Origin of the sequence: Microbacterium meiriae (genome assembly GCF_032364335.1) — a bacterium.
GTDB lineage: Bacteria > Actinomycetota > Actinomycetes > Actinomycetales > Microbacteriaceae > Microbacterium > Microbacterium meiriae.
The window spans coordinates 2,151,327-2,174,957 of sequence record NZ_CP133984.1 but is presented as its reverse complement, the minus strand read 5'-3'; the positions used below and the strand labels follow the sequence as shown (position 1 = coordinate 2,174,957).

Here is a 23,631-nt window from a genome sequence, read left to right as displayed (position 1 = left end):
CCGGGTCGGCGGCGCCGCGGGAGCGGCGAGTCGTACCGACCGCCGCCGAATGTCCTGAGTTGTGAACCGTGGTCAGTCGGCGAGCGCGGCGTGGATGCCCTCGCCGATGCGACGCATCGCGGCCAGCACCGGGCCGCGTCCGTCGGCTCCTCTGTCCCAGTTGGCCAGCACGGCGTAGGCGATCCGGCGGCTGGGGGACATCACGATCCCGGTGTCGGCGCGGACGCGGGAGATCGTGCCGGTCTTGTTCAGCAGCCAGACGCCGCGGTCGAAGCCCCAGTGCGCGAGCGGGTCGAGGTCGAACGCCGAGGCGACCATCGACAGGTCCATGCCCGCGCCCAGCCAGCGGCGCAGCGTGTCGGCCGAGGCGGGGGAGAGGTCGGTGCCGTCGGCGAGCCGCGACATGAAGCGCACGAGCTCCGCGGCGTTCGCGTGCGACAGCGTGCGGGGTGCACCGGGCGGGATCGGCCACCGCACGATGTCGTCGAGGGAGGAGGCGGTGTAGCCGAGCGCGCGGGTGTGCTCCTGCACGGTCGGGATGCCGATGACGCGACCCAGCGTGTTGGTCGCGGCGTTGTCGCTCACCGCTCCGATGAGAGCAGCCACGTCGTACAGCGACAGCTCGGATGCCTGGAGCAGGTACCAGAGACCGGAGTCCTCGATGGCCTCGACCGGCCGTCGGGTCACCCGGTCCTCGAGGGCGCGCGTGCCCGCGTCGACCTCGGTGAGGAGCCGGTGCAGGAGGAAGATCTTGCCGACGCTCGCGGTGTCCTGCACCGTCTCAGGGTCATGGCGCAGCAGCACCTCGCCCGAGTCGATGTCCTGGACGAGCACCGACCACACGGTGCCGTTCTCGTCGGGGAGCTCCACGTCGATAGCGCTCATGCGTCCTCCTCGTCCCGTGCACGCCCGGTCACGTGCGCACGGATGAGCTCGCCGACGGCGCGCATGTCGTCGAGCACGGGCGCCCGGAGGTCGGCCGCGGAGTCCTTCCAGTTCGCCGCCACCGCATACGCGACGGCGGCCTCCGGGCCCCGCAGCAGCCCGACGTCCACGCGGGCGAAGCCCACGCTGCCGGTCTTGTGGCGCAGGATCATCCCCTGATACTCGGCCTCGACGTGGGCGAGCGGATCGAGGAGGAAGGCATCGGCGGTCATCGACGTGTCGGTGTCGGCGGCGAGCCAGTCCAGCACCCGGGCGCTCACGCCAGGCGAGAACGCCTCGCCGGCGCCGAGACGGCGCATCACGTCGGACAGCTCGGCCGCGGTGCCGAACGACGGCGTCCAGGGCAGGTCGGGGGTGCGCTCGGTGCGGATGTAGTCGTGCAGCGCGGTGTCGCGGTACCCGAGCGCCGGGGCGACGGCCCGCACCTCCTCCAGTCCGCAGAGGTGGATCAGCGCGTTCGTGGCGAGGTTGTCGCTCACCGCGCCGACGAGGAGGGCTGCGTCGTGAACCGTGACGCGCTGATCGTGCATGCGGTACAGAAGGCCGGAGTCCTCGACGCGGTGCTCGTCCGGGATCTCGATCCGGTCGTCCGCGGCGAGCGTGCCCGCCTCCAGCCGGCGCGCGACCTCGAGGAGCAGGAAGATCTTGCCGATGCTCGCGGTCTCGCACTGCGTGTGCGGCTCGTGCTCGGCCAGGGTCTCCGCGGTGCCGGCGTCGACGAGCCGGATCGACCAGGTGACACGGGGGTCGAGGGGCGGAAGAGCGATCATGGCCGCCCCACCGTCAGGCGCGGCTCGTCGCCCGTCGCGTCCAGCACCCCGTCCACACCGAGCGGGATGGTGAGGGCGTGCGGGTCGTGGCCGAAGCCCTGCTCCCACAGCACCGGGACGCCGGCGTCCTGGAACTCGTCCCGCATGAGCGCGTGGACCAGGTCGAGGTCGCCGCACTCATGCCAGGAGCCGAGCACGATGCCCGTCGCCTGCGCCAGACGGCCTGCCCGACGCAGCTGCGTGACGAAGCCGTCGAGGCGGTACGGCTCCTCCGTGATGTCCTCCAGGAAAAGGATGCCGGGGGCGGGCACGTCCGCCTCCGGGGCGCCGAGTCCGGCGGCGAGCAGACTGAGGTTGCCGCCCGTGAAGCGTCCCTCGGCGCGACCCGGCGTCATGATCTCGGTCTTCGGGCCGATGAGCTCGCGTCCGCGCCAGGGTTCGAAGAGCCAGCGCTGCACGTCGTCGCGCACCTGCTCCGAGTCGCGGAAGACGTTGTTCCCCGCCATCGGGCAGAAGAGCGTCGCGACGTCGAGGTGCGCGCGCCACGTCTCGTGCAGGGCGGTCACATCGGACGAGCCCGTGAGCAGCTTCGGTCGTCCGTCCTTGCGCAGCGCCCCTCGGCGCATGTCGGCCCAGTCGATGCCGTCGAGGAGGCGCAGGGCCCCGTAGCCGCCCCGGGCCGTGACGACGGCGTCCACCTCGGGGTCGAGCCAGGCGTCGACGAGGTCGGCGCGGCGGAGGTCGTCGGGCCCCGCGAGGTACGACGCGCGCGGGTGCGGCGTGAGGACGTGCTCTCCCACCCGGACCTTCAGGCCCCAGGACTCGTAGTAGCCGACGGCGCGCTGGGTGTTCTCCTCGTTGCCGGGACCGGACGGCGAGACGATCGCCACGGTGTCGCCGGGCTGCAGGGGCGCTGTGTCGAGATAGGGCGAGACCCCGGCCTCCGTCGTGACGCTCATGCCGTCTTCTCCTCGATGCGCGGCGCCGCGGATAGCAGGTGCCTGGTGTACTCGTGCTGCGGGTTCAGCAGCACCTCTTCGGTGGGGCCGTGCTCGACGATCTGCCCGTGGTACATCACCGCGACGGTGTGGGCGATGTTCCAGGCGAGACCGAGGTCGTGCGTGATGACGAGGGCGGAGAGCCCGAGGCGGCGGCGCAGCTCGAGCAGGAGTCCGAGGATCTCCCCGCGCACGGACGCGTCGAGCGAGGCGACGGGCTCGTCCGCGATGAGCATCTGCGGCTGCACGGCGAGGGCCCCCGCGATGACGACGCGCTGCCTCTGTCCGCCGCTGAGCTCCTGCGGAATGGCGCCGAAGTAGCGCTCCGGCGGGGTGAGTTCCGCGTCGGCGAGGCTCTGCGCCACGCGTTCGCGCTCGTCGCCGGGGAAGCGCTGCACACGCAGCCCCTCGGCGACGGACTCGTACACGCTGTGCTTCGGGTTCAGCGCGGCCCACGGGTCCTGCAGCACGAGCTGCACCTGCGAGCGGAATCGCGCGAGGTCGCGTCCTTTCGACGGAAGGGGTGCGCCGTCGAAGCGGATCTGCGACTCCGGGTCGGCAGGCTGCAAGCCCATCAGCGCGCGGGCGAGGGTCGACTTGCCGGAGCCGGACTGGCCGACGAGCGCGACGATCTCGCCTTTACGCACGGAGAGGTCGACATCGCGGACCGCGTGCACGGGGCGTCCGCCGGAGCGGTAGGTGACGTTGACGCCGCGGGCCTCCAGCAGCACCTCGTCGCCGTGCGTGATCTCCGGCACCTCGTCCGCGCCACGACCGTGCCGGGTCACCGGGGCCATCCGCGAGGCCGGGTCGCCGATCGTGGGGAAGGCGTCGGCGAGCTGACGCGTGTACGCCTCCTGCGGGGTGGTGCAGACGGCGTAGCTCTCGCCGACCTCGACCAGCTCCCCGTCGCGCATGATGGCGATCCGGTCGCAGGCCGTGGCGAGCACCGACAGGTCGTGGCTGATCATGAGCATCGAGATGCCGCGCTCGGCCACGAGCCGGGAGATCATGTCGAGGATCTGCTTCTGCACGATCACGTCGAGCGCGGTGGTCGGCTCGTCCGCGATGATGACCTCGGGATCGCAGGCGAGGGCCATCGCGATCATCACGCGCTGCTTCTGGCCGCCGGAGAGCTCATGCGGGTACGACTCGCTCTTCTGCTGCGGCAGGTCGACGATGTCGAGCAGTTCGCGCACGCGTTCTCTGCGTGCCTTCTCGCCCTTCCAACGCTCCGAGGCGTGCAGCTCGAGCGCCTCCAGGAGCTGCCAGCCGACGGTGCGCACCGGGTTGAGCGAGTGCATCGCGCCCTGGAACACGATGGACGTCTGCGCCCAGCGCACGGCGCGCAGCTGCCCGAAGGACAACGAGGCGACATCCTCGTCGCCCAGCAGCACACGGCCGCTGAGACGGGCGTTGCGCGGCAGGAGCCGGAGAACGCTCATGGCGAGCGTGGACTTCCCGGACCCGGACTCGCCGGCGATGCCGAGGGTCTGCCCTGCCGGGAGGGTGAGCGAGACGTTGCGCACGGCCGCCACCTCGTCCCGACCGGACCGCCCGGAGGTGCGGTACGTGATGGAGACGTCGTCGAAGATCATGTCGGGCATCTCAGCGGCTCCTCAGCGTCGGGTTGGTGATGTTCTCGACGGCGCGGCCCATCAGGGTGAACGACAGCACGACGAGGACGATGGCGATGCCCGGCACGAGCACGTACCACCAGTAGCCGCTGGTCGCCGCGGAGACGTCCATCGCGTTCTTCAGGATCGAGCCCCAGGACTGCAGCGTGGTGTCGCCGAGGCCGAGGAACGCCAGGGTGGATTCGGAGATGATCGCCGAGCCGACCGTGAGCGTCGTGTTGGCGAGCACGAGCGGCAGCACCCCGGGGAGGAGGTGCTTCATGATGATGTGCCAGTGCCCGGCGCCGAGGGCCCGCGAGCGTTCGATGTAGTCGCGCGACTCCACGGAGAGGGTCTGCGCGCGGACGACGCGGGCGGTGCCGGCCCACGAGGTCAGGCCGATCGCGATGATGATCGTCCAGACGCCGCGGCTCAGCACCGACGACAGCACGATCGCGAGGATCAGCGACGGCAGCACGAGGAAGAAGTCGATGATGCGCATCATCAGCCCGCCGAAGAAGCCGGTGAAGTGGCCCGCCGAGAGGCCGACGAGGGTGCCGATGATCATCGACATCGCCGTGGCGGCGAGGCCGACGAGCAGGGACACCCTGGCGCCCCACACCATGCGGACCCAGATCTCGCGACCCTGATGGTCGGTGCCGAGGGGATGCTCCCAGGACGGCGAGGCGAAGCGCTGCACGTCGACGAGCTTCGTGACGTCGAGCATGCTGGCGGGGGCGATCACGGGGGCGAAGATCGCGATGAGCGCGACGATCACGAGGAAGACGAGGCCCACCATGCCCGCCCGGTGCTGGGCGAACTGCCGGCAGAAGTCGACGAACGCGGTGCCGCGGCGGTGCCACGCCAGAGCACGGGGTGAACGGATGGTCGGGGATGCCGTGGTCATGCGCGCCTCACCCTCGGGTCGAGCTGACGGTAGATGAGGTCCGCGATGAGGTTCATCGCGATGATGATCGTGGAGAACACCACGAAGGTGCCCTGCAGGAGCGGGAGGTCGGGTCCGGAGATGGCCTCGAAGGTCAGCTTCCCGAGCCCGGGCCAGGAGAACACCGTCTCCACCGTGACCGCCCCGGCGATGAGGCCGCCGATGTGCATGAAGACGAGCGTCACGGTCGGCAGCAGGGCGTTGGGGACGGCGTGCCGACGGCGGACGAGGTCTTCCCTGAGGCCCTTGGCCCGCGCGGTCGTGAGGTAGTCGGCGCCCATCTCCTCGAGGAGCGAGCTGCGCATCACCATCAGGTACTGCGCGTAGACGACCGCGACCATCGTGATGACCGGGAGCACCATGTGCGAGATCACGTCCAGGACCGCGCCGACCGGATCGGTGGGCGGGTTGGGGGAGACCATGCCTCCGGTAGGGAACCAGTGCAGCGTGCCGCCGAAGATCATCAGGAGCAGCAGCGCCAGCCAGAAGGTCGGTACCGACCAGAACACGAGCGAGGTGCCGGAGACGATGCGGTCGAAGGTGGAGCCGTGCTTCCAGGCCGCCTTCTGCCCGAGCCAGAGACCGAGCGCGATCGCGATGATCGCCGCCGTGCCGGTGAGGAGGATCGTGTTCCAGAAGTACTGGCCGATGAGCTCGGACACGGAGGTGCGGTAGACGTAGCTCGTGCCGAAGTTCAGGGTGAACACGTTGCCGAGGTAGTCGACGAACTGCTGCCACAGGGGCTTGTTCAGGCCGAGCTGCTCGCGTAGCTGGTCGGCCTGCTCGGCGCTCATGCCGCGCTCACGGGCGATCGAGGCGACTGGATCGCCCGGCAGGATCTTGAAGGCGAAGAATCCGAGGAGGATCACCATCGCCAGGCTGATGGCCGCGCCGCCGAGCTTGACCAGGAAGTAGCGAAGGGCGCCGACGCCCTTCGGCTGCTCCTCGGCCGCGGCGCTTGTCGCGATGGCGGAGGTGGACGGGGGAACCGCGTTGGACATGGGGGTCTCCTTACAGCGGACCGGGAGACGCCGCGGGGGCGGAAGCCCGCCACCCGCGGCGTCTCGCCGGACTCATTCGACGTCGGCGATGTTGCGGCGACGGATCAGGAAGAAGATGAGTCCTCCGATCAGGACCACCCCCACCACGACGCCTCCGATGATGAGTCCGGTGTTCGTGCCGGTGCCGCCGGCGGTCGCCCCCTCGACGGGCTCGACGGTCAGGTAGCCCCAGTAGCCGGCCTGGTTGGCGATGATGCCGCCGTCCTTCGGCTGCAGGGTGAAGCCCGTGAAGCGGTCGGAGCGGTAGGCCTCCAGCGAGTTGGCGTACCAGGTCGCGACCTGCGCGGTGTCGGTGTAGTTCAGCGCGAGCATGTCGTGCACGATCTCCTGGCGCTTCTCCGGGTCGATCTCGGAGCGCTGCGCGGCGTACATCTCGTCGAACTCCGGGTTGCAGTACCCGTCCTGCGTGGTGCCGCCGGTGCCGTCGGTCGCGGTCGGCAGATTCATGCAGGTGTTGATGCCCAGCTGGTAGTCGGGGTCGGGATTGACCGACCAGCCGCTGAAGTACAGGTCGTAGTCGCCGGACGTGGCCTTCGCGCTGATTGTGTCGGAGTCGGTGGACTCGACCGTGATCTCGATCCCGATGTCCTTCATCCACGGGACGAAGAAGTCGGAGATGGACTGCTCGTTGGCATCGTCCGCATCCGTCAGCAGGCGCAGGCTCAGGCGCTGACCGTCCTTCTCGCGGATGCCGTCCGCGCCGGGAACCCAGCCGGCCTCGTCGAGCTTCGCCTGTGCGGCCTCGGGGTCGAAGCCGACGATCACGTCGTCGTCGTCGGAGAGGTGCCACTTCGGGAAGGACGCCGGGATGAAGCTCGTGGCGAGCGTGCCCTCGCCGTCCAGCACCTTGTCGAGCAGGGTGGCCGTGTCGGTGCCGAGGCGGATGGCCTGGCGGACCTCGAGCTCCTTCAGCGCGGCGTTGCCGGTGCCGTAGGGCACGTTGTCGCGCGTCTGCTGACCGACGTTGATGCTGATCGAGTGGTAGCGGCGGCCCTCGCCGGAGTGCGTGGTGACGCCGTCGACGCCGTCGAGCGCCGAGAACTGCGTCGGGGTGAGGCCGGTGACGAGGTCGACGTCGCCCGCCTTGAGCGCCTGCACCTGGGCGTCGGAGTTCGTGTAGTACACGTACTGGATCGCGTCGATCTTGGGGGCGCCGCGCCAGAAGTTCTCATTCGCCTTCAGCACGATGGACTGGTTGGCCGAGTAGCTGTCGAGGACGAACGGACCGGAGCCGACGACGTCGGCGTCGTTGGTGAAGGTGGTGGGGTCGTCGACCGCCTCCCAGATGTGCTTCGGGACGATCGGGATCTCCGAGCCGGGGTTCGGGGCCTGCGGCGTCTTCAGGGTGATCACGACGGTCTTGTCGTCGGGGGTCTCGACGGTGTCGAAGTTCGAGACGAGGTTGCCGTTGGCGGTGCCGAGGGCGGGGACCGTCATCATCTGGTCGTACGTGTACTTCACATCGGCGGAGGTGATGGGCTCACCGTCCGACCAGACGAGGTCGTCCTGGAGGGTGAAGGTCCACGTCTGGCCGCCGTCCGTCGCCTCCCAGGAGTCCGCGAGGCCCTTCGTGGGGGAGCCGTCCTCGGCGTCGTTCTGCACGAGCGACTCGTAGACGTACCGGATGATGTTTGTCGGCGTCAGGTAGATCGAGATGAACGGGTTGAACGTGTCCACGAATCCGGAGGTGGCGATCCGGAGCGTCGTCTCGGACGCCGGGGACTCGGTGGCCGCGCTGACGGACTGTGCCTGGGCGGCACCGACCGGAGCGGCGATGAGGAGCGCGGAGGCGATCGCGGCGGCGGTCAGACTTCGCACGGTTCTGGAGCGGGGGGCAAGACGCATGGAAGGTCCCTTCGGGCGCCGCCCGGATCCACAGTGAAGCCGGGTCGGTGCTGACCATGCAAGCGGAAGACGGCCGCGCGGTCAAGACATTCGATGCGTATCGCGGAAGAAAAGTGCCGACACCCGGAAAGATCGCCGGCCGTCGAGGGGGTGTAACACGGCGGAAACACGCGGATGCCAGGATGCGCCGGGAGAGATCGCCGAGGCGGACGGTGGTCACACGTCCCAGACATCCGGAACGTATCCCGGGTCGGTTCCGCTCGGGCGCGGGAACCGGAATCGTATCGTCACTCCGTCGGGATGGTGAGCACGGCGCGCAGGAGCGCGATGCGTTCGTGCAGGGAGGAACGCAGGAAGTGCTCGTCCACCGCGTGCGCGCCGCCACCCCGCGGGCCGAAGCCGTCGACCGTCGGGAGCCCGCGGCCGCCGAGGAGGTTGGTGTCGCCCGCGCCGGCCGCGGGGCGGCCGTCGACGTGCTGGCCGAGCGCGGCACCTTCCTCGGCGATCCGCGCGAGGAAGGTGGCGTCCGCCGCGGAGGCACGCCAGGCGGGTCGGGCGCTGAGCACGGCGACCTCGACGTGGGCGCCAGGGCGCACGGGGGTCAGACCGCGGAGAGCGGCGAGGACGCGCTCCTCGGAGTCCGGGTCGAGGAAGCGGAGTCCTATCTCGGCCGCGGCCTGCGCCGGCACCACGTTGGTGCGCGCCCCGCCGTCGATGACCCCGACGTTGCAGAGCACCGGGCTCGGCAGATCCGGGTCGGCGACGATCGCGCGGACCCGCAGGAGCTGGTCAACGAGTTCGTCGATCGCCGAGACGCCGTGCTCCGGGTCGAGCGCGGCGTGGGCCGCACGTCCGGTGACGGCGATGCGCACCCGGGCACTGCCGCGGCGGCCGACCTTGAGGGCGCCGTCGGGATGCGGGGACTCGAACCCGATGGCGCAGGCCGCACCTCGAGCCCGCTCCGCGAGCAGGGGGCCCGAGACCGGCGAGCCGATCTCCTCGTCCGCGACCAGCACGATCCGCACCGCGCGCCGCTGTGCGAGCGGCAGGGGCTGCAGGCGGCGCAGCGTCTCCAGCATCACGACGATGCCGGCTTTCATGTCGTAGGAGCCGGGGCCGCGCACGACATCGCCCTCCTCGCTCCATGGCAGGTCGTCCGCCAGCGTGCCGACCGGCCACACGGTGTCGGTGTGGCCGATGAGGAGCACCGGGTCTCCGGTGCCGGGGACGTCGATGACGAGGTCTGTCCCGAGCTCGTGCGGGACCCGCTGGACGGTGCCGCCGACGCCGGCGAACCACGCGGACAGCAGGTCGGCGATACGGCCGCTCGCCTCGACGTCGCGGCTCGGCGTCTCGAGCAGCACGAGTTCGCGCACGAGTGCGATGATGTCGTCGGAAGGATGGTCCGCGTCGCGCACTGCCGAAGGAGTCGTCACGGTTACGAACCGTATCTTGCCCCTTGATCACCCCGCAACCCGCCGATAGCATCGCTCAGAGCAGCAGGACTTCTCGATCTTAGGAAACGTATCGTGCCTCTTTCTTCGGTGGCCGCCGGTGTCGCCCACGGCTGCCGCGAACTCACCCAGTACGCCGAGTTCCGTGAGGCCGCCGCGCTGTACGCCCGCGTCTTCGCCTACACGGAGAACGAGTACGCGCTCAACGCCAACCTGCTCACCGCCCTCGCCCGCAACGGTGGTTCCGCGGTCGGCGCCTTCGCCGACGACGGAACGCTGATCGGATTCGCCTACGGCTTCGCCGGCTGCGACACCGCCGGTGCGTCGTTCCACTATTCACAGGCGGCGGCCGTCGACGCCGCGCACCAGGGGCGGGGCGTCGGCCAGGCACTCAAGTTCGCGCAGCGCGCGGTGGCTCTGCGCTGGGGGCAGCGGACGATGCGGTGGACGTTCGATCCGCTGCTCTCGCGCAACGCCCATTTCAACCTGAGCTCGCTCGGCGCCGTCGGCATCGCGTACGAACGGGACTACTACGCCCGTCCCGACACCGACCGCCTGGTGGTCTCCTGGGATCTGGACGCCGCCGATCACCCGACCCGCCGCACCCTCCCGGTCCCGCCTGAGCTCGGGCCGGACGACTGGGGGCGAGCCGTGGCGGCGGACGGCGGCACCTGGATCGCGATCCCGACCCGCCCCGGCGAGCTCGACGCCGAGGATCGTGCGGTGCTGCGGCGGGATCTGGAGCGGACGATGTCTGCGGCGTTCCGCCGCGGGGACGTCCTCGTCGGGGCCGTGCGCCTCGACGACCACACGGCGGTCTACCGCGCGACACCCGGGGAGGGCACGGCATGAACGACCACGACCACGACCAGGAGGATCGCGACCTCGTCTCTCCGCGGGACCGCTACGGCGAGCGCATCCGTACCAACCTCTCCGCCGAGAGCATCCAGGCGCGGATCATCGAGACCGAGCAGCGCACGCTCGCCCAGACCTTCGAGGAGCTCAGCCGTTCGGCCCAGGTCCCGCAGGCCGCCGCGCTGCTGCTCGGCGCCCGACGACGGTATGTGGCAGGCGAGGGCAAGGCGGCGGCGTACGCGCAACTGCTCAATGCGGATCTCTCGGCGACGCTGTCGAACGTGTTCCTCGTCGACGGGCACGCGCTGCAGCCGCTCACTGTGCTCACCGACGTCCGGGCCAGCGACGTGCTCATCGCGTTCTCCCTGCGGCGCTACCGCGAGGAGACCGTGCGGCTCGGGCGGCTCTTCCATGAAGCCGGGGGCCAGCTCGTCGTCATCACGGACAGTGAGGACGCCCCGCTCGCATCGATCGCGACCTCGCTCATCCGGGTGCGCACCGGATCGGCGTCGTACGCCGACTCCCCGACCCCGGTCGCGGCGGTGTGCCACCTGCTCAGTGCGCTCACCACGGCGAGCGCGAAGGGCGCGCGGAGGCGGCTGGCCGAACGGGACCGGCTGGTGGCACGGCTGGGTCTCTACGGCCCCGAGACGCCGCGCCCCCGCACCGAGGAGGACGCGTGAGGGTCGTCCGCGTCCGCCTGTTCGCCCTGCGACAGCCGCTGCGTCACAGCTTCGAGACGAGTTCGCACCGCAAGTCCGGCATCGAGCACGTGCTCGTCGAGGTCACCGATGCCGACGGGCAGACCGGCTGGGGGGAGATCGCGTCGCCGAGCGATCCGTTCTACGGCGCGGAGACCACGGTCACCGCGTGGGAGATCGCCACGCGCTACCTCGTGCCCGCGCTGCTCCGTGCGGACGGGGACGAGCCGGCGGCTCTGGAGGCGTCGTGGGCACGCGTCCGCGGGCATGAGTTCGCGAAGGCCGGGTTCTCCGGAGCGGTGTGGGACCTGTCCTCCCGGATGCGCGGAATCGCGCTCGCCGCGGCCCTGGGCGGGACGCGCGACGAGGTCGTCGCCGGGGTGTCGCTGGGGATCGAGCCGTCGCTCGACGAGCTGCTCGCCCAGGTCGAGCTGCAGCGCGCGGCCGGCTACCCGCGCGTCAAGCTCAAGATCGCTCCGGGGTGGGATGTGGAACCCGTGCGCGCGGTGCGCGGTGCCTTCCCCGACCTCGACCTCCACGTGGATGCGAACGGAGCCTACGCGGATGACGACCGGGCGGCCGAGGTGTTCAGGCGCCTGGACCGTGAGGCGCTCACCATGATCGAGCAGCCCTTCGCGCCGCGGGATCTCGTGGCCCACGCCGATCTGCAGGCGCGGCTCGACACGGACGTGTGCCTGGACGAGTCGGTCGTCGACCTCGGCGACCTGCGGACCGTGATCCGGCTGGGTGCAGGGCGGGTCCTCAACATCAAGGTGTCGCGGATGGGCGGGCTGACCGTCGCCCGCGCCGCGCACGACATGGCACGCGATGCGGGCATCCCGGTGTGGTGCGGGGGGATGCACGAGTTCGGCGTCGGGCGGGCCGCGAACGTCGCGCTGTCCTCGCTCCCGGGCTTCCTGCTCCCGTCGGACGTCTCGGGTTCGGACAAGTACTACGAATCCGACATCATCACCCCTCCGGTGACGGCCGTCGCGGGCCGGGTCACCGTCCCCACCGGACCGGGGATCGGACACGAGGTGCTCGCCGAGCGCATCGCCCGTGACGCGTCCCGTGTCTTTGACTCCTCCGCGGCCGAGGCCCCCGAGGCCGCCCTGACCGCGGGCTGACCGGCCTCCGACCCCTGCGAGAGCGGAATCCCATGCGTGCACTGCTGCTGTACCGGCTCGATCTCGCCGTCGAAGCCGCGGAGGACGGGATCCATCCCGTCGACCCGCGCGAGCCGATCATCCGGGCGACCGACCTCGGCGTGACCCGCGGCGACGGCGTGTTCGAGACCGCTGTCGTGCGTCGGGCCAGGCCGCAGGCCCTGGAGTCGCACCTCGCACGACTGGAGCGCTCGGCGCAGCTCCTGGGGCTGCCCGCGCCACGCCGCGAGCGGTGGGCACGGGCGGTGCGCCGCGCAGCCGCCGAGGTCTCCCGCCCCGGAGTGCTCCGCGACGGGGAGATCGCCTCCATCAAGTTCGCGATGACCCGCGGGGACGAGATCGACCCGGCCGGGCCGACGGGGTGGGTGCTGGGCTTCGCGGGCGAGGACCCGGAGGCCGTCCGCGCGCGGGGCGTCTCCGCGGTGGTCCTCGACCGCGGATATAGGCACGACGTCATGGCGACGGCGCCCTGGCTGCTGCAGGGAGCGAAATCCCTCGCGTACGCGGTGAACCAGGCGGCGTTGCGGGAGGCGCGGAGCCGGGGCGCGGACGATGTCATCTTCGTCAGCGCCGACGGTTTCGTGCTCGAAGGGCCGCGGTCGACGCTGATCGCGCTGCTCGACGGGACGCTGGTCACGCCACCGCCCGAGCACGGGGTGCTCCCCGGGACGACCCAGGCCGACGTCTTCGCAGGACTCGCCGACATGCCCTCCCGCATCGGTCCGATGGTGCGGGACGATCTGGAGCGGGCGGAGACGCTGTGGCTCTGCTCCAGCACGCGCGGCGCCGTTCCCGTGCGGGAGCTGGACGGAGTCGCGCGCCGCGTGGACCCCGCTCTCACCGCGCGGATGAACGCGGTGCTGGATGGACGAGAGGACTGAGATGGTCGACGAGGACCTGCCGATCGATCGGGTGATCGACGGCCACAACGATCTCGCCTGGGCGAGCAGGACGCTGCTCGGCTACCGGGTCGCGGAGCTCGCCGGGTCGGTGGCGGCCACGCAGACCGACCTGCCGCGACTGGTCGCCGGCGGGGTCGCCGGCCAGTTCTGGTCGGTCTGGGTCGATCCCGTGCTGGAGGGGGCGGAGCAGGTCGTGGCCACGCTCGAACAGATCGACTTCGTGCACCGGCTCGTCGACGCACACCCGCAGCGCTTCGCGATCGCTCGGACGGCGGCCGACGTGCGTGCGGCGATGGCCGAGGGGCGGATCGCCTCGCTCATCGGCATCGAGGGCGGCGACCAGCTCGGCGGATCGCTGGCCGTGCTGCGGCAGTTCGCGCGCCTCGGCGCTCGGTATCTCACCCTCACCTGGTCGCGCACGATCGCCTGGGCGGACTCCGCGACCGACGAGGCGCGCCACGGCGGTCTGACGGACTTCGGACGCGAGGTGGTGCGCGAGATGAATCGCATCGGTGTGCTCGTCGACCTCTCGCACGTCGCTCCGACGACGATGCGGCACGCGCTCGAGGTCACGACGCGCCCGGTGATGGTCAGCCACTCCGGCGCCTTCGCCCTGTGCGACCACCCCCGCAACGTGCCGGACGACGTGCTCGCCGCGATCGGCGCGCAGGGCGGCGTGGTCATGGTGCCGTTCGTGCCCACGTTCGTCTCGCAGGCCCGCCGCGACTGGTGGGAGGGCGGGGGAGAAGGGGAGGCACCGCGCGTCGGTGTCCGCGACGTCGCCGATCACCTCGATCATGTGCGGCGCGTGGCCGGCGCGCATGCGGTCGGGATCGGTGCCGACTACGACGGCTCCGATGCGATGCCGGACGGTCTCGGCGACGTCTCCGGATACCCGGCGCTGTTCGCGGAGCTGCGGCGCCGGGGCTGGTCGGAGGACGACCTCCAGGCAGTGGCCCACGAGAACGTCCTCCGCGTGCTGGAGGCCTCCGACTCGGATCACGAGGCTTTCCTGGACGGCCGCGCGGGAGAGCCGACCGACGCCGCACTCGCGCCGGCGGCCGACACGACGAAGCGGGAGGGAGCGCTGTGAACCCGCGCGTCCTCGTGATCGTGAACTCGGCGAGCTCCGGCCCGCGTCGCCTCGGCACCTGGCTGCGGGAGAAGGGGATCGACGTCGACGAGATCGTCGGAGCCGAGCAGTCGCTGCCGACGTCCCTGGACGGCTACGCCGGACTCGCCCTGCTGGGCGGCGGGCTCATGCCCGACGACGATGACCGTGCACCGTGGCTCGCCGCCGAGCGCGCGCTCGCCGCGGAGGCCATCGCCCGCGACCTCCCCACGCTCGGCATCTGTCTGGGAGGTCAGCTGCTCGCCTACGTGGCCGGCGGCGAGGTCGCCGAGAAGACCGGACCGATCGAGCGCGGCGCGACCCCCATCCGTCCGACCGCGGCCGGACGCACGGACGCCGTGTTCGCGGCGCTGGGTGACGAGGCTCCGATGATCGAGAACCATCAGGACATGATCACGCGGCTCCCTCCCGCGGCGGTGCTGCTGGCGTCGAGCGCGGCCGTCGAGAACCAGGCCTTCCGTCTGGGCGCGCGGGTGCGCGGCGTGCAGTTCCACCCCGAGGCCTCCGCCGCCGACCTCGCGCGATGGGACGACGCGGCGCTGCGAGGAGAGGGACGCTCGCTTCCCGCGCTCATCGCCGCCGCCGAGCGCGTGCACGACCACAACACCGCGGCCAGCCGCGCGCTCATCGAGGCCTTCGCCGACGAGGTGCGCGCCGAGGTCCCGGCGTGACGCCTGCGGATGCGGGTCTCCTCGTCACGACGGAGACCGCCGCGGAAGCTCTCCAGCACGGCCTCGACGAGCGCGCACGTCGTGCCGCCCCGGCCGCCATCGCCGCGGTGGCCGAACGGGGGCGCGTCCGCGCAGTGCTCACCCGCGGCCATCCCCGCGCCGATGAGGCCCCGACGACGCGGGACACCGTCTTCCGCATCGCGTCGATGTCCAAGAGCTTCCTCGCCGCCACCGTGCTCTCGTTGCGCGACCGCGGTCTGCTCGACCTCCACGCGCCGATCCGCACCTACCTGCCGGATGTCCGCCTGCGGCACCGCCGTGCGGACGCCGTCGTCACGGGCGACCTGCTGCTCTCCAACCGCTCGGGTCTGGGGGAGGACAACGCCTGGGTGGATCGGCACCTCGGCGCCTCCCGGGCCGAGATCGCCGCCCTGTTCGCGGGTGGGGTGCGTCTCGCGGCCGCGCCGGGAACCGTCTACCAGTACTCCAACCTCGGACAGTCGCTGCTCGGCCGCGTCGTGGAAGCGGTGACCGGGCGGACGGTGGAGGACGTGATCCGGGAGAGCATGCTGGAGCCGCTCGGGCTGCGCCGCACGGCACACGTCCCGGACGGCTTCGCGCCGGAGACCCTGGCCGGCGGGTTCCGGACGTTCGACGACGGCGCCACGTTCCGCCCCGAGCCGTTCGTCGGATCCGGGGCGCTGGGCTGTATCGGCAGCATGTTCAGCACCGTCGACGACATCGCGACATGGATGTGGTTCCTCGGCTCCGCCTTCACCGATGACCCGCTCGCCCCGGACGTGCTGGCGCCGGCGTCGCGACGGGAGCTGCAGCAGGCCCGCACTCCGATCCCGGTACCCTCGGCGATGTTCGACGGACGTGATCTCGCGGGGGCCGGGTACGGCTACGGCCTCTTCGTCGAGGACGATCGGCGGTTCGGCCGCGTCGTGCAGCACTCCGGCGGCCTCCCCGGCTTCTCGGCGCACATGCGCTGGCATGCGGCCACCGGCGTCGGCGTCGTGGCCTTCGGGAACTCCGACGAGTTCGGTGCCCGGCGGATCGCGGGGGCCGCGCTCCAGCACCTGCTCGAACGGACCGACGCCCCCTCGGCTGTGCTGCACCCGTGGGAGGAGACAGCCGCCGCAGCGCACGCGCTCGACGTCGCGCTCCGCTCCGCTCGGCCCGCCGCGGAGTACCCGTTCCTCGCCGACCACGTGCTCGACGACGTCCCGGCGGACGTCCGTGATGCCCGGCTGGCTGCGCAGGTCGAGGAGATCGGCGGATTCCGCCCGGAACAGGAACCGTTCGTCGATCGCGTGGTGAGTGCCGCGACGGAGGCCGAGCTGCGCTGGCGGATCGCGGGGAGGTGTGGCGACCTCCTCGTCGACGTGCGGCTGGTCGGGCTGCCGGAACCTCGCGTGCAGGGGCTCAGCGCGGCGGTCGTCGCGCCAGGGCAGACACGGGTCGAGGGGGAGCGAGCCGAAGCGACCGAGCGGCACCTGGTCGTCCTGCCGTCGCTCTGATACCGCGACCTGCACAGATCGACCGGGTCCAATAAACCGCCCTAGGATGGAGGCATCCCGACCCGTCCGTTCTGAGGAATCCTCATGCCCGCCACCCCTGTGCGTCGCCTCCTTCCCCTCGCCGCGCTCGCCGCCGCCACCGCCCTGGTGCTGACCGCGTGCGCCGGCCCGTCCACGGAGAGCGACGGCGGTGAGCTCGTCTGGTCGATCGAGGGCGCGAACCTGTCCGCGGGGCACATGGACCCGCAGGTGAGCCAGCTCGACGTCTCCGGCATGGTGCAGCGCGCGGTGCTCGACTCCCTGGTGTTCCAGGAGGACGACGGCACGTTCAGCCCGTGGCTCGCGACGAGCTGGGACGTCTCGCCGGACAGCACGGAGTACACCTTCACGCTGCGCGACGACGTGACCTTCACGGACGGCGAGCCGTTCGATGCGGAGGCCGTCAAGGCGAACTTCGACCGCATCGTCGACCCGGAGACGGCGTCGGCGCAGGCATCGAGCATGCTCGGTGCAGACTTCTACGCCGGCACCGAGGTCGTCGACGACCACACGGTCAAGGTCTCGTTCACGCAGCCGTATGCGCCGTTCCTCCAGGCGGCCAGCACCCCGCAGCTCGGCTTCTACTCGCCGGCCGTGCTCGCCGAGTCGGCCGATAAGCTCAAGGCGGGCGGCCCCGACGTCACGGTCGGCACCGGGCCGTTCGTGCTCACCGAGTACACCGCCGACCAGGAGATCGTCTACACGCGCAACGATGACTACGCCTGGGGCCCGCACGAGACGAAGGCGCCGGCGTTCGAGACGCTACGCGTGCAGATCCAGCCGGAGGCGTCGGTCCGCACCGGAGTGATCGAGAGCGGCGAAGCCGACCTCGCCAGCAACATCCCGCCGAACCAGGTCGCCGGTCTCGACGACGCCGGCGTCACGGTCGACTCGGTGGAGTACCCGGGACTGCCCTACTCGCTCTACCTGAACGAGAAGTACGGCGTCTTCGCCGACGAGAAGGTGCGGCAGGCGTTCGCCCGCGGCATCGACGTCGACGCGGCGGTCGAGGAGATCTACTTCGGGCAGTTCCCGCGGGCGTGGAGCGTCCTCGGCAGCACGACCCCGGGCTACGACGCGTCGCTGGAGGACTCCTGGCCGTTCGATCAGGATGCCGCGAACGCCCTGCTCGACGAGGCCGGCTGGACGGAGCGCGACGCGGACGGCATCCGCATGAAGGACGGCGAGCGCCTGTCCGTGCGGTGGATCGCCTGGACCCCGGTCCCGGATGACCGCGCGGCGCTGGCCAATGCGATCCAGTCGGACCTCAAGGCCATCGGCTTCGAGGTGGAGCGCGAGGAGCTGGAGCCCGGCGCCTATAACGCCCAGTACGAGCCGAAGACGTTCGACCTCACCGACTGGGGCTTCTCCGGCGTGGACGCCGACTTCCTCCGTGCGCACCTGCACACCGACGGCTTCCAGAACGCCTCGCAGGTGAGCGATCCGGAGATCGACGCGCTCCTGGAAGAGGCCGTCGCGTCGAGTGATCAGGACGCCCGCAACGAGCTCTACACGCGGCTGCAGCAGTGGAACGCGGAGTACACGGCCATCGTCCCGCTCTACAGCCCCTCGGCGATCACGGCGGTCGGCGAGCGCGTGCAGGGTCTGGACTACGACCTCTACGGGCGGCCGCTCTTCTACGATGTGAGCCTCGGCTGACATCCGGCGGCCGTCGTTTCGAGGGAGCGGGCGGAGTGATCGAACCGTGAAGGCGGTGCTCGGCCGCGCCCTCGGGCTCGTGGCCTCGGTGGTCATCGTGCTGTGGGGGGCCGCGACCGTCGCATTCCTGGCCTTCCGGGTGATCCCCGGCGACCCGGTCTCGGTGATGCTGGGCCCGCAGGCGCAGGTGAGTGAGGCCGTCAAGGACGGCATCCGCGCCGACCTCGGCCTCGACCGTCCGCCGTTGGAGCAGTATGTCGGCTTCATCGGGCAGCTCGCCCGCGGCGACCTCGGCGAGTCGTACCAGCTGCGGCTTCCGGTGTCGGAGGTCATCGGACGGCAGCTCGGGGCGACCGTGCAGCTGTCCACCCTCGCCCTGGTGATCGCCGTCGTGCTCGCTCTCGCGGTCGCCCTCTTCGTGCGGGGCCGTGTCGGGCGCACCATCGCCGCCGGCGTCGAGCTCGTGGTGCTCTCCTCGCCGGTGTTCTGGATCGGGTTGCTGCTGCTCAGCGTCTTCGCGTTCGGACTGGGGTGGTTCCCCGTCTCGGGCACCCGCAACCCGGCGACCATCGTGCTGCCGGCGATCACGCTCGCCCTCCCGGTGGCGGCGCTGCTGAGCCAGGTGCTGCGCGACGGGTTGATGCAGGCGGAGCGGATGCCGTTCGCGGAGACGGTCCGCGCGCGTGGCGCGGGGCCGACTTGGTTCACGCTGCGGCACGGGGTGCGGCACGGCGCCGCGTCGGCGGTCACCCTCGCGGCCTATCTCACCGGCTCGGTGCTCGGCGGCGCGGTCCTCGTCGAGACCGTGTTCGCCCGCCCCGGCCTGGGGCGGGTGACCCTCGCCGCCATCAACGACCGGGATCTCCCGGTCCTCACCGGGATCATCCTGCTGAGCGCTCTGGTCTTCGTCGTCATCAACGTGGTGGTGGAGCTCGTGCACCCGCTGATCGACCCGCGCGTCGCCGCGCCCCGGTCGGGAGGCGCCGTATGAGTCGGGGCCAGCGGCTCCTGCTCGGGTCCGCCGCAGCCGTGCTGGCCGTGATCGCCGTCGCCGCCCTGTGGCCGGGACTGCTCGCCACGCACGATCCGTTGCAGACCGAGGTGCGGGCCGCGCTCCTGCCGCCGAGTGCCGAGCATCTCTTCGGTACCGACCAGAGCGGCCGCGACGTGTACTCCCGCGTGGTGTTCGGCGCGGGGCGCTCGGTCGGGATCGGACTTCTCGCCACCGCCATCGCCCTCGCCGCCGGCCTGCTCGTGGGGGCGCTCGCCGGCATGTCTCCGCGCGGTGTCGACGTCACGCTCATGCGCATCAACGACGTCCTCATGGCGTTCCCCGAGTTCCTGGTGGCGCTCGTCGTGGTGGCCGTGCTGGGACCGGGGCCGGTGAACATCGCGATCGCGGTCACCCTGGCGGCCGCGCCCGTGTACGTGCGGCTCGCCCGCGTGCAGACCAGGACGCTGCGCGTGGCCGAGCACGTCGAGGCCGCCCGCATCCTGGGCGTCCCGCCGCTGCGGGCGTTCCGCCGCCACGTCGTGCCCGGGGTGCTGGGATCGCTGAGCGTGCTGGCGACCATCGGCATCGGATCGAGCATCCTCGCCGCCGCCGGACTGAGCTTCCTGGGCCTCGGGCCGTCCGAGCCGACCCCGGAGTGGGGCCTCATGCTCGCCGGCGGTCGCAATGTGCTCGGACAGGCGTGGTGGGTGTCGGTCTTCCCCGGTCTCGCGATCACACTGACGGTGGTGTGTGCGACCGTGATCGGACGGATCCTCCGGGCTCGGGCGGACGGGAGGGACGCATGAGTGCGGCGCTGGAGGTCGAGGAGCTGCGGATCGCCTTCGCGGGGACTCCCGTCGTGGAGGGCGTGTCGTTCGCTGTGGAGGCCGGCGAGTGCGTCGCGATCGTGGGGGAGTCGGGGGCCGGGAAGTCGCTCTCGGCCCGCGCTCTGCTCGGCCTCACTCCGCCGGCAGCCGATGTCGCCGTCGACCGACTCCGCATCGACGGGGTGGACGCCGCCGCCCTGACCGAGCGCGGCTGGCGGCGGATACGAGGGACCGGGATCGGCCTCGTCTCCCAGGACGCGCTGGTGTCGCTGGACCCGCTGCGGCGGATCGCGGACGAGATCGCGGAGCCGCTGCGGCTGCACCGCCTCGCGCGCGGCCGGGCGGTCGTCGCCGCGCGCGTCCGGGACCTCCTCGCGCGGGTCTGGATGCCCGACCCCGACCGCCGTGCACGGCAGCGTCCGCAGGAGCTCTCCGGAGGCTTGCGGCAGCGCGCACTCATCGCCTCGGCGCTGGCCGGGAACCCCGCCGTGCTCGTCGCGGATGAACCCACCACGGCCCTGGATGCGACGGTGCAGGCCCGCATCCTCGTGCTCCTGCGGGAGATCGTCGACGACGGCACCGCCGTGGTCTTCATCAGTCACGATTTCGCCGCCGTGCGGCGGGTGGCGGACCGGGTGCTCGTGATGAAGGACGGCCGGATCGTGGAATCCGGGCCGGTCACGGAGGTGCTCGCTGCCCCGCAGCACCCCTACACGCAGCAGCTCATCGCGGCGACGATGCACGAGCCACGGGAGGAGCGTGCGGCGCCCTCCGAGGCCGTACTCGTCGCGGAGGGCGTGTCCAAGGCGTTCGGCGGGGTGCCGGCCGTCGTCGACGCGTCGTTCACGGTACCCACCGGGCGCACGCTGGGCATCGTCGGCGAGTCCGGGTCGGGCAAGACGACCCTTGCACGGATGATGGTGGGCGTCGAGACGCCGACCTCCGGAGAGCTGCGCTGGGCCGGGGCGCCGCGGGTGCAGCTCGTGCATCAGAACCCGCTCGGGGCGTTCGACCCGCGGTGGACGGTCGGGCGGTCGCTGGAGGAGGCGCTGGAGGCGGGAGGCGTGCCGCGCGGCGCGCGTCGATCACGGGTGCGTGCGCTGCTCGCCGAGGTCGGGCTCGAGGAGAGTCTGGCGGGACGACGACCGGCGGCGCTGTCGGGCGGGCAGCGGCAGCGGGCGGCTCTGGCCCGAGCCCTGGCCGCCGACCCGGACGTCCTGGTGCTGGACGAGCCCGTCTCCGCCCTCGACCCGTCGGTGCGGGAGCGGGTGCTCCGACTCCTCGCGCGAGTGCAGGAGGAACGGCGGCTCACGATGGTCTTCGTCTCGCACGACCTCGATGTCGTCGGCGCGGTCGCGGACGACGTGGTGGTCATGCAGGACGGCCGGATCGTGGAGCAGGGGCCCACGGCTGAGGTGTTCGCCGCCCCGCAGCATCCGTTCACCCGGGAGCTGCTCGCCGCGAGCGGCACCGTCAGTCCGTGACGACGATGCCCAGCCCCGCCGCCATCACCGGTGCGAGCTGCTGCACCTGCAGGGACGAGAGGGTCGCGCCGCGGAGGCTCTGGACGTCGAGGTAGGAGAGCGCGTCGAGGCCGCGGAGATCGAGGTCTTTCGCGCGCAGGCCCCGGGGGTCGACCTCGTCGCTGCGCGTGGCCTGGAACCGGACGCGCGTGAGTTCCGACTGCGGGATGTCGATCGTGCGGACGGCGCATCCCACGACATCGACGTCCTCGGCGCGGGCGGCACCCAGGTTGAGATAGTCGATGCGCACGTCCCGCAGTTCGAGCTCCGCGACGCGGGCGTCGCTGAGGTCGAGGGTCCCGATGCGGCCGCCCGTGATCCGGAGCCGACGGATGCTCGCGTTCCGCAACCGGAGCGACACGATACGCGGGTCGGGGAGGTCGACGTCGAGGAGCGTCGCCCCGGTGAGGTCGATGCTGTCGGCGTCCGCCTGGACCACGCACTGCTCGAGCGTGGCGTAGGAGAGATCGACGGTGCCGGTCAGCTCCAGCGCGGCGGCGAGGAGATCGGCGCGGCGGGCGGCCACGCGCGGCTCCAGCACCAGTGGCAGGTCGGGCGCGGAGACTCGGGGTGCAGTCGGGGACTTCGGCATCCTCCGAGGCTATGTCCTCCCTCCGACACCCCCGCTCCTCCGTGCTCCCGCTCCGGTGCGAGGTCGCAGATCCTCGCTGCCTCGCACTCTCCCTCGCAGCCCCTGCGACGGGAGTCCCGATCTGCGACCTCACCCCGGCCTTGCCTCGCCCCTGCCTCGGCTCCGGGGCTCTGGGACTCGCCCTGTAGGAGCTCGCTGATCCGCGCTGTGTCGCAGGTTCTCCGCGGGAACGTCCGACATGGGCGCGAATCTGCGACGTCGGGTGGCGCCGGGGAGGAGAGGGACTCAGGCTGCACAGGAGGGGGAGTGGGGGAGTTGTGCACAGGGCATGGGAGGAGCTGGCCGAGGCAGGGAACGAGGGAGGGGGACGGAAGCAGTATCAGGGGCATGAACGGGATGAGGCGGGCGCGGCTGCTGCAGGCGATGCGCGAGGTCGACGGAGTCGCGAGGGTCGAGCGGCTCCGGGAACGCGGGGTCAGCCGGTACGACCTCGAGACGGCGGTGGCGGAGCGGATCATCCACCGGGTGCGGGTCGGGTGGGTGGCGCTGCCCGATGCGGATCCGCTTCGGGTGACCGCGGCGCAGCACGGTGTTCTGATGACATGCGTGACGCAGGCGCGGCGCCTCGGGATCTGGGTGCACGACGAGAGACCGCGCCTTCACCTGGCCGCCAGCCCGGGCAGCAGGGGCGGGAAGCCACCGGAGGCGCGCGTGCACTGGGCTCGGCCCCTGGTCCCGCGACATCCTGATGTCCTGGAGGACCCGATCGAGAACGTGCTGAGCCTGGTGTCCACGTGCGAGCCGTACGAACAGGCGCTCGCGACCTGGGAGTCGGCATTGAACAAGGGGCTCGTCGATCGAGAGAGGCTGCTCCGCCTCCGCTGGGGACCGCGCGGGCGGCGGCTCCTGGCCGAGGCGCTGCCGTTCGCGGATGCGGGACTCGAGACCTACCTGCGCGTGCGACTGCGCTGGCTCCGTCTCCCGCTGCGCTTCCAGACGTGGATCGCCGGGCATCGGGTGGACGCCCTGATCGGCGAGCGGCTCGTGCTGCAGATCGACGGCGGCACCCATGTCGGAGCCCAGCGCGACCAGGACAACCGTCACGATGCGGAGCTGAAGCTGCGCGGCTTCCACGTCATCCGTCTCGGCTATCACCAGGTGATGGACGAGTGGCCCGCGGTGCAGGACCTCATCATGCGCGCCGTCGCCCAGGGACTGCATCGTGCCCGCACGGCGTGATGTCGCAGATTCCGCCCCTGGTCGCAGGGATGGCTCCGCTTCCTGCGACGTCGAAGAGCATCCGCGGGGGGAGGAGCACGCGTACAATGGGCACACGAGCATCGATCCGGCCATCACCGGGGAGCTCTCGGAAGAACGGTCCGGCGACGGACTCAGTAGAACCGAGCGGGGCA

General features: G+C 71.4%; 21 protein-coding genes. 12 read left to right on the top strand and 9 right to left on the bottom strand.

Annotation, left to right across the window (positions count from 1 at the left end; genetic code table 11):
- Positions 1–72: 72 nt before the first annotated feature.
- The 8 genes from RI211_RS10460 to RI211_RS10425 all read right to left on the bottom strand — a co-directional run bounded on the left by RI211_RS10460 (position 73) and on the right by RI211_RS10425 (position 9,617).
- A complete protein-coding gene (locus RI211_RS10460; protein WP_315637600.1) occupies positions 73–885 on the bottom strand; it encodes a serine hydrolase in 813 nt (270 codons plus the stop codon).
- Positions 882–1,715 (bottom strand): serine hydrolase, encoded by an 834-nt coding sequence (locus RI211_RS10455; RefSeq protein WP_315637601.1) that lies wholly within the window; start codon positions 1,713–1,715, stop codon positions 882–884. Before RI211_RS10455 ends, RI211_RS10460 begins: the two co-directional genes overlap by 4 nt.
- Positions 1,712–2,674 carry a S66 peptidase family protein gene (locus tag RI211_RS10450; RefSeq protein WP_315637602.1) on the bottom strand — a complete coding sequence of 321 codons (963 nt, stop codon included), beginning with the start codon at positions 2,672–2,674 and terminating at the stop codon, positions 1,712–1,714. The genes RI211_RS10455 and RI211_RS10450 overlap by 4 nt, the downstream gene beginning before the upstream one ends.
- Positions 2,671–4,320: an ATP-binding cassette domain-containing protein gene (locus tag RI211_RS10445; protein WP_315637603.1), complete on the bottom strand. Its 1,650-nt coding sequence runs from the start codon at positions 4,318–4,320 to the stop codon at positions 2,671–2,673. Before RI211_RS10445 ends, RI211_RS10450 begins: the two co-directional genes overlap by 4 nt.
- 1 nt (position 4,321) lies before the next feature.
- Positions 4,322–5,236: an ABC transporter permease gene (locus RI211_RS10440; protein ID WP_315637604.1), complete on the bottom strand. Its 915-nt coding sequence runs from the start codon at positions 5,234–5,236 to the stop codon at positions 4,322–4,324.
- The gene (locus RI211_RS10435; protein ID WP_101845193.1) at positions 5,233–6,276 is read right to left on the bottom strand and encodes an ABC transporter permease; all 1,044 of its coding nucleotides are present in this window, start codon (positions 6,274–6,276) and stop codon (positions 5,233–5,235) included. Before RI211_RS10435 ends, RI211_RS10440 begins: the two co-directional genes overlap by 4 nt.
- Positions 6,277–6,348: 72 nt before the next feature.
- The gene (locus RI211_RS10430; protein ID WP_315714110.1) at positions 6,349–8,181 is read right to left on the bottom strand and encodes an ABC transporter substrate-binding protein; all 1,833 of its coding nucleotides are present in this window, start codon (positions 8,179–8,181) and stop codon (positions 6,349–6,351) included.
- A gap of 287 nt (positions 8,182–8,468) precedes the next feature.
- The gene (locus RI211_RS10425; RefSeq protein ID WP_187661719.1) at positions 8,469–9,617 is read right to left on the bottom strand and encodes a M20 family metallopeptidase; all 1,149 of its coding nucleotides are present in this window, start codon (positions 9,615–9,617) and stop codon (positions 8,469–8,471) included.
- A 93-nt stretch (positions 9,618–9,710) separates the two neighbouring features.
- Between RI211_RS10425 and RI211_RS10420 the strand changes: the two genes are divergently transcribed.
- The 11 genes from RI211_RS10420 to RI211_RS10370 all read left to right on the top strand — a co-directional run bounded on the left by RI211_RS10420 (position 9,711) and on the right by RI211_RS10370 (position 21,588).
- On the top strand, positions 9,711–10,487 hold the full coding sequence (locus RI211_RS10420) for a hypothetical protein (protein ID WP_315637605.1): 777 nt from the start codon (positions 9,711–9,713) through the stop codon (positions 10,485–10,487).
- Positions 10,484–11,173, top strand: coding sequence for a MurR/RpiR family transcriptional regulator (locus RI211_RS10415; protein ID WP_259954571.1), 690 nt, complete (start codon positions 10,484–10,486; stop codon positions 11,171–11,173). The genes RI211_RS10420 and RI211_RS10415 overlap by 4 nt, the downstream gene beginning before the upstream one ends.
- Positions 11,170–12,318, top strand: coding sequence for an o-succinylbenzoate synthase (gene menC, locus RI211_RS10410; protein ID WP_315637606.1), 1,149 nt, complete (start codon positions 11,170–11,172; stop codon positions 12,316–12,318). The genes RI211_RS10415 and menC overlap by 4 nt, the downstream gene beginning before the upstream one ends.
- A gap of 32 nt (positions 12,319–12,350) precedes the next feature.
- The gene (locus RI211_RS10405) at positions 12,351–13,238 is read left to right on the top strand and encodes an aminotransferase class IV (protein WP_315637607.1); all 888 of its coding nucleotides are present in this window, start codon (positions 12,351–12,353) and stop codon (positions 13,236–13,238) included.
- The gene (locus tag RI211_RS10400) at positions 13,222–14,352 is read left to right on the top strand and encodes a dipeptidase (RefSeq protein ID WP_315637608.1); all 1,131 of its coding nucleotides are present in this window, start codon (positions 13,222–13,224) and stop codon (positions 14,350–14,352) included. The genes RI211_RS10405 and RI211_RS10400 overlap by 17 nt, the downstream gene beginning before the upstream one ends.
- Positions 14,349–15,062 carry a type 1 glutamine amidotransferase gene (locus RI211_RS10395; protein WP_315637609.1) on the top strand — a complete coding sequence of 238 codons (714 nt, stop codon included), beginning with the start codon at positions 14,349–14,351 and terminating at the stop codon, positions 15,060–15,062. The genes RI211_RS10400 and RI211_RS10395 overlap by 4 nt, the downstream gene beginning before the upstream one ends.
- Complete coding sequence (locus tag RI211_RS10390) at positions 15,059–16,585, top strand: serine hydrolase domain-containing protein (protein WP_315637610.1); 1,527 nt, start codon at positions 15,059–15,061, stop codon at positions 16,583–16,585. The genes RI211_RS10395 and RI211_RS10390 overlap by 4 nt, the downstream gene beginning before the upstream one ends.
- Positions 16,586–16,669: 84 nt before the next feature.
- A complete protein-coding gene (locus tag RI211_RS10385) occupies positions 16,670–18,283 on the top strand; it encodes an ABC transporter substrate-binding protein (RefSeq protein WP_315637611.1) in 1,614 nt (537 codons plus the stop codon).
- 46 nt (positions 18,284–18,329) lie between these two features.
- Entirely contained in the window at positions 18,330–19,274 is a 945-nt protein-coding gene (locus RI211_RS10380) for an ABC transporter permease (protein WP_315637612.1), read from the top strand.
- Positions 19,271–20,083: an ABC transporter permease gene (locus RI211_RS10375; RefSeq protein ID WP_187661710.1), complete on the top strand. Its 813-nt coding sequence runs from the start codon at positions 19,271–19,273 to the stop codon at positions 20,081–20,083. Before RI211_RS10380 ends, RI211_RS10375 begins: the two co-directional genes overlap by 4 nt.
- Positions 20,080–21,588 carry an ATP-binding cassette domain-containing protein gene (locus RI211_RS10370; RefSeq protein ID WP_315637613.1) on the top strand — a complete coding sequence of 503 codons (1,509 nt, stop codon included), beginning with the start codon at positions 20,080–20,082 and terminating at the stop codon, positions 21,586–21,588. Before RI211_RS10375 ends, RI211_RS10370 begins: the two co-directional genes overlap by 4 nt.
- Here RI211_RS10370 and RI211_RS10365 read toward each other — a convergent pair.
- On the bottom strand, positions 21,578–22,219 hold the full coding sequence (locus RI211_RS10365) for a pentapeptide repeat-containing protein (RefSeq protein ID WP_315637614.1): 642 nt from the start codon (positions 22,217–22,219) through the stop codon (positions 21,578–21,580). The genes RI211_RS10370 and RI211_RS10365 overlap by 11 nt on opposite strands.
- 387 nt (positions 22,220–22,606) lie before the next feature.
- Here RI211_RS10365 and RI211_RS10360 point away from each other — a divergent pair, with 387 nt between their 5' ends.
- Positions 22,607–23,458: an endonuclease domain-containing protein gene (locus tag RI211_RS10360; protein ID WP_315637615.1), complete on the top strand. Its 852-nt coding sequence runs from the start codon at positions 22,607–22,609 to the stop codon at positions 23,456–23,458.
- Positions 23,459–23,631 lie beyond the last annotated feature (173 nt).

Bases quoted from the DNA above. Each gene is read 5' to 3' on its own strand.
- RI211_RS10430 (WP_315714110.1), bottom strand. From the start codon at position 8,181: ATGCGTCTTGCCCCCCGCTCCAGAACCGTGCGAAGTCTGACCGCCGCC.
- RI211_RS10370 (WP_315637613.1), top strand. From the start codon at position 20,080: ATGAGTGCGGCGCTGGAGGTCGAGGAGCTGCGGATCGCCTTCGCGGGG.
- RI211_RS10460 (WP_315637600.1), bottom strand. From the start codon at position 885: ATGAGCGCTATCGACGTGGAGCTCCCCGACGAGAACGGCACCGTGTGG.
- RI211_RS10385 (WP_315637611.1), top strand. From the start codon at position 16,670: ATGCCCGCCACCCCTGTGCGTCGCCTCCTTCCCCTCGCCGCGCTCGCC.
- RI211_RS10455 (WP_315637601.1), bottom strand. From the start codon at position 1,715: ATGATCGCTCTTCCGCCCCTCGACCCCCGTGTCACCTGGTCGATCCGG.
- RI211_RS10400 (WP_315637608.1), top strand. From the start codon at position 13,222: ATGGACGAGAGGACTGAGATGGTCGACGAGGACCTGCCGATCGATCGG.
- RI211_RS10415 (WP_259954571.1), top strand. From the start codon at position 10,484: ATGAACGACCACGACCACGACCAGGAGGATCGCGACCTCGTCTCTCCG.
- RI211_RS10435 (WP_101845193.1), bottom strand. From the start codon at position 6,276: ATGTCCAACGCGGTTCCCCCGTCCACCTCCGCCATCGCGACAAGCGCC.
- RI211_RS10375 (WP_187661710.1), top strand. From the start codon at position 19,271: ATGAGTCGGGGCCAGCGGCTCCTGCTCGGGTCCGCCGCAGCCGTGCTG.
- RI211_RS10360 (WP_315637615.1), top strand. From the start codon at position 22,607: ATGAACGGGATGAGGCGGGCGCGGCTGCTGCAGGCGATGCGCGAGGTC.
- RI211_RS10440 (WP_315637604.1), bottom strand. From the start codon at position 5,236: ATGACCACGGCATCCCCGACCATCCGTTCACCCCGTGCTCTGGCGTGG.
- RI211_RS10405 (WP_315637607.1), top strand. From the start codon at position 12,351: ATGCGTGCACTGCTGCTGTACCGGCTCGATCTCGCCGTCGAAGCCGCG.
- RI211_RS10450 (WP_315637602.1), bottom strand. From the start codon at position 2,674: ATGAGCGTCACGACGGAGGCCGGGGTCTCGCCCTATCTCGACACAGCG.
- RI211_RS10445 (WP_315637603.1), bottom strand. From the start codon at position 4,320: ATGCCCGACATGATCTTCGACGACGTCTCCATCACGTACCGCACCTCC.
- RI211_RS10365 (WP_315637614.1), bottom strand. From the start codon at position 22,219: ATGCCGAAGTCCCCGACTGCACCCCGAGTCTCCGCGCCCGACCTGCCA.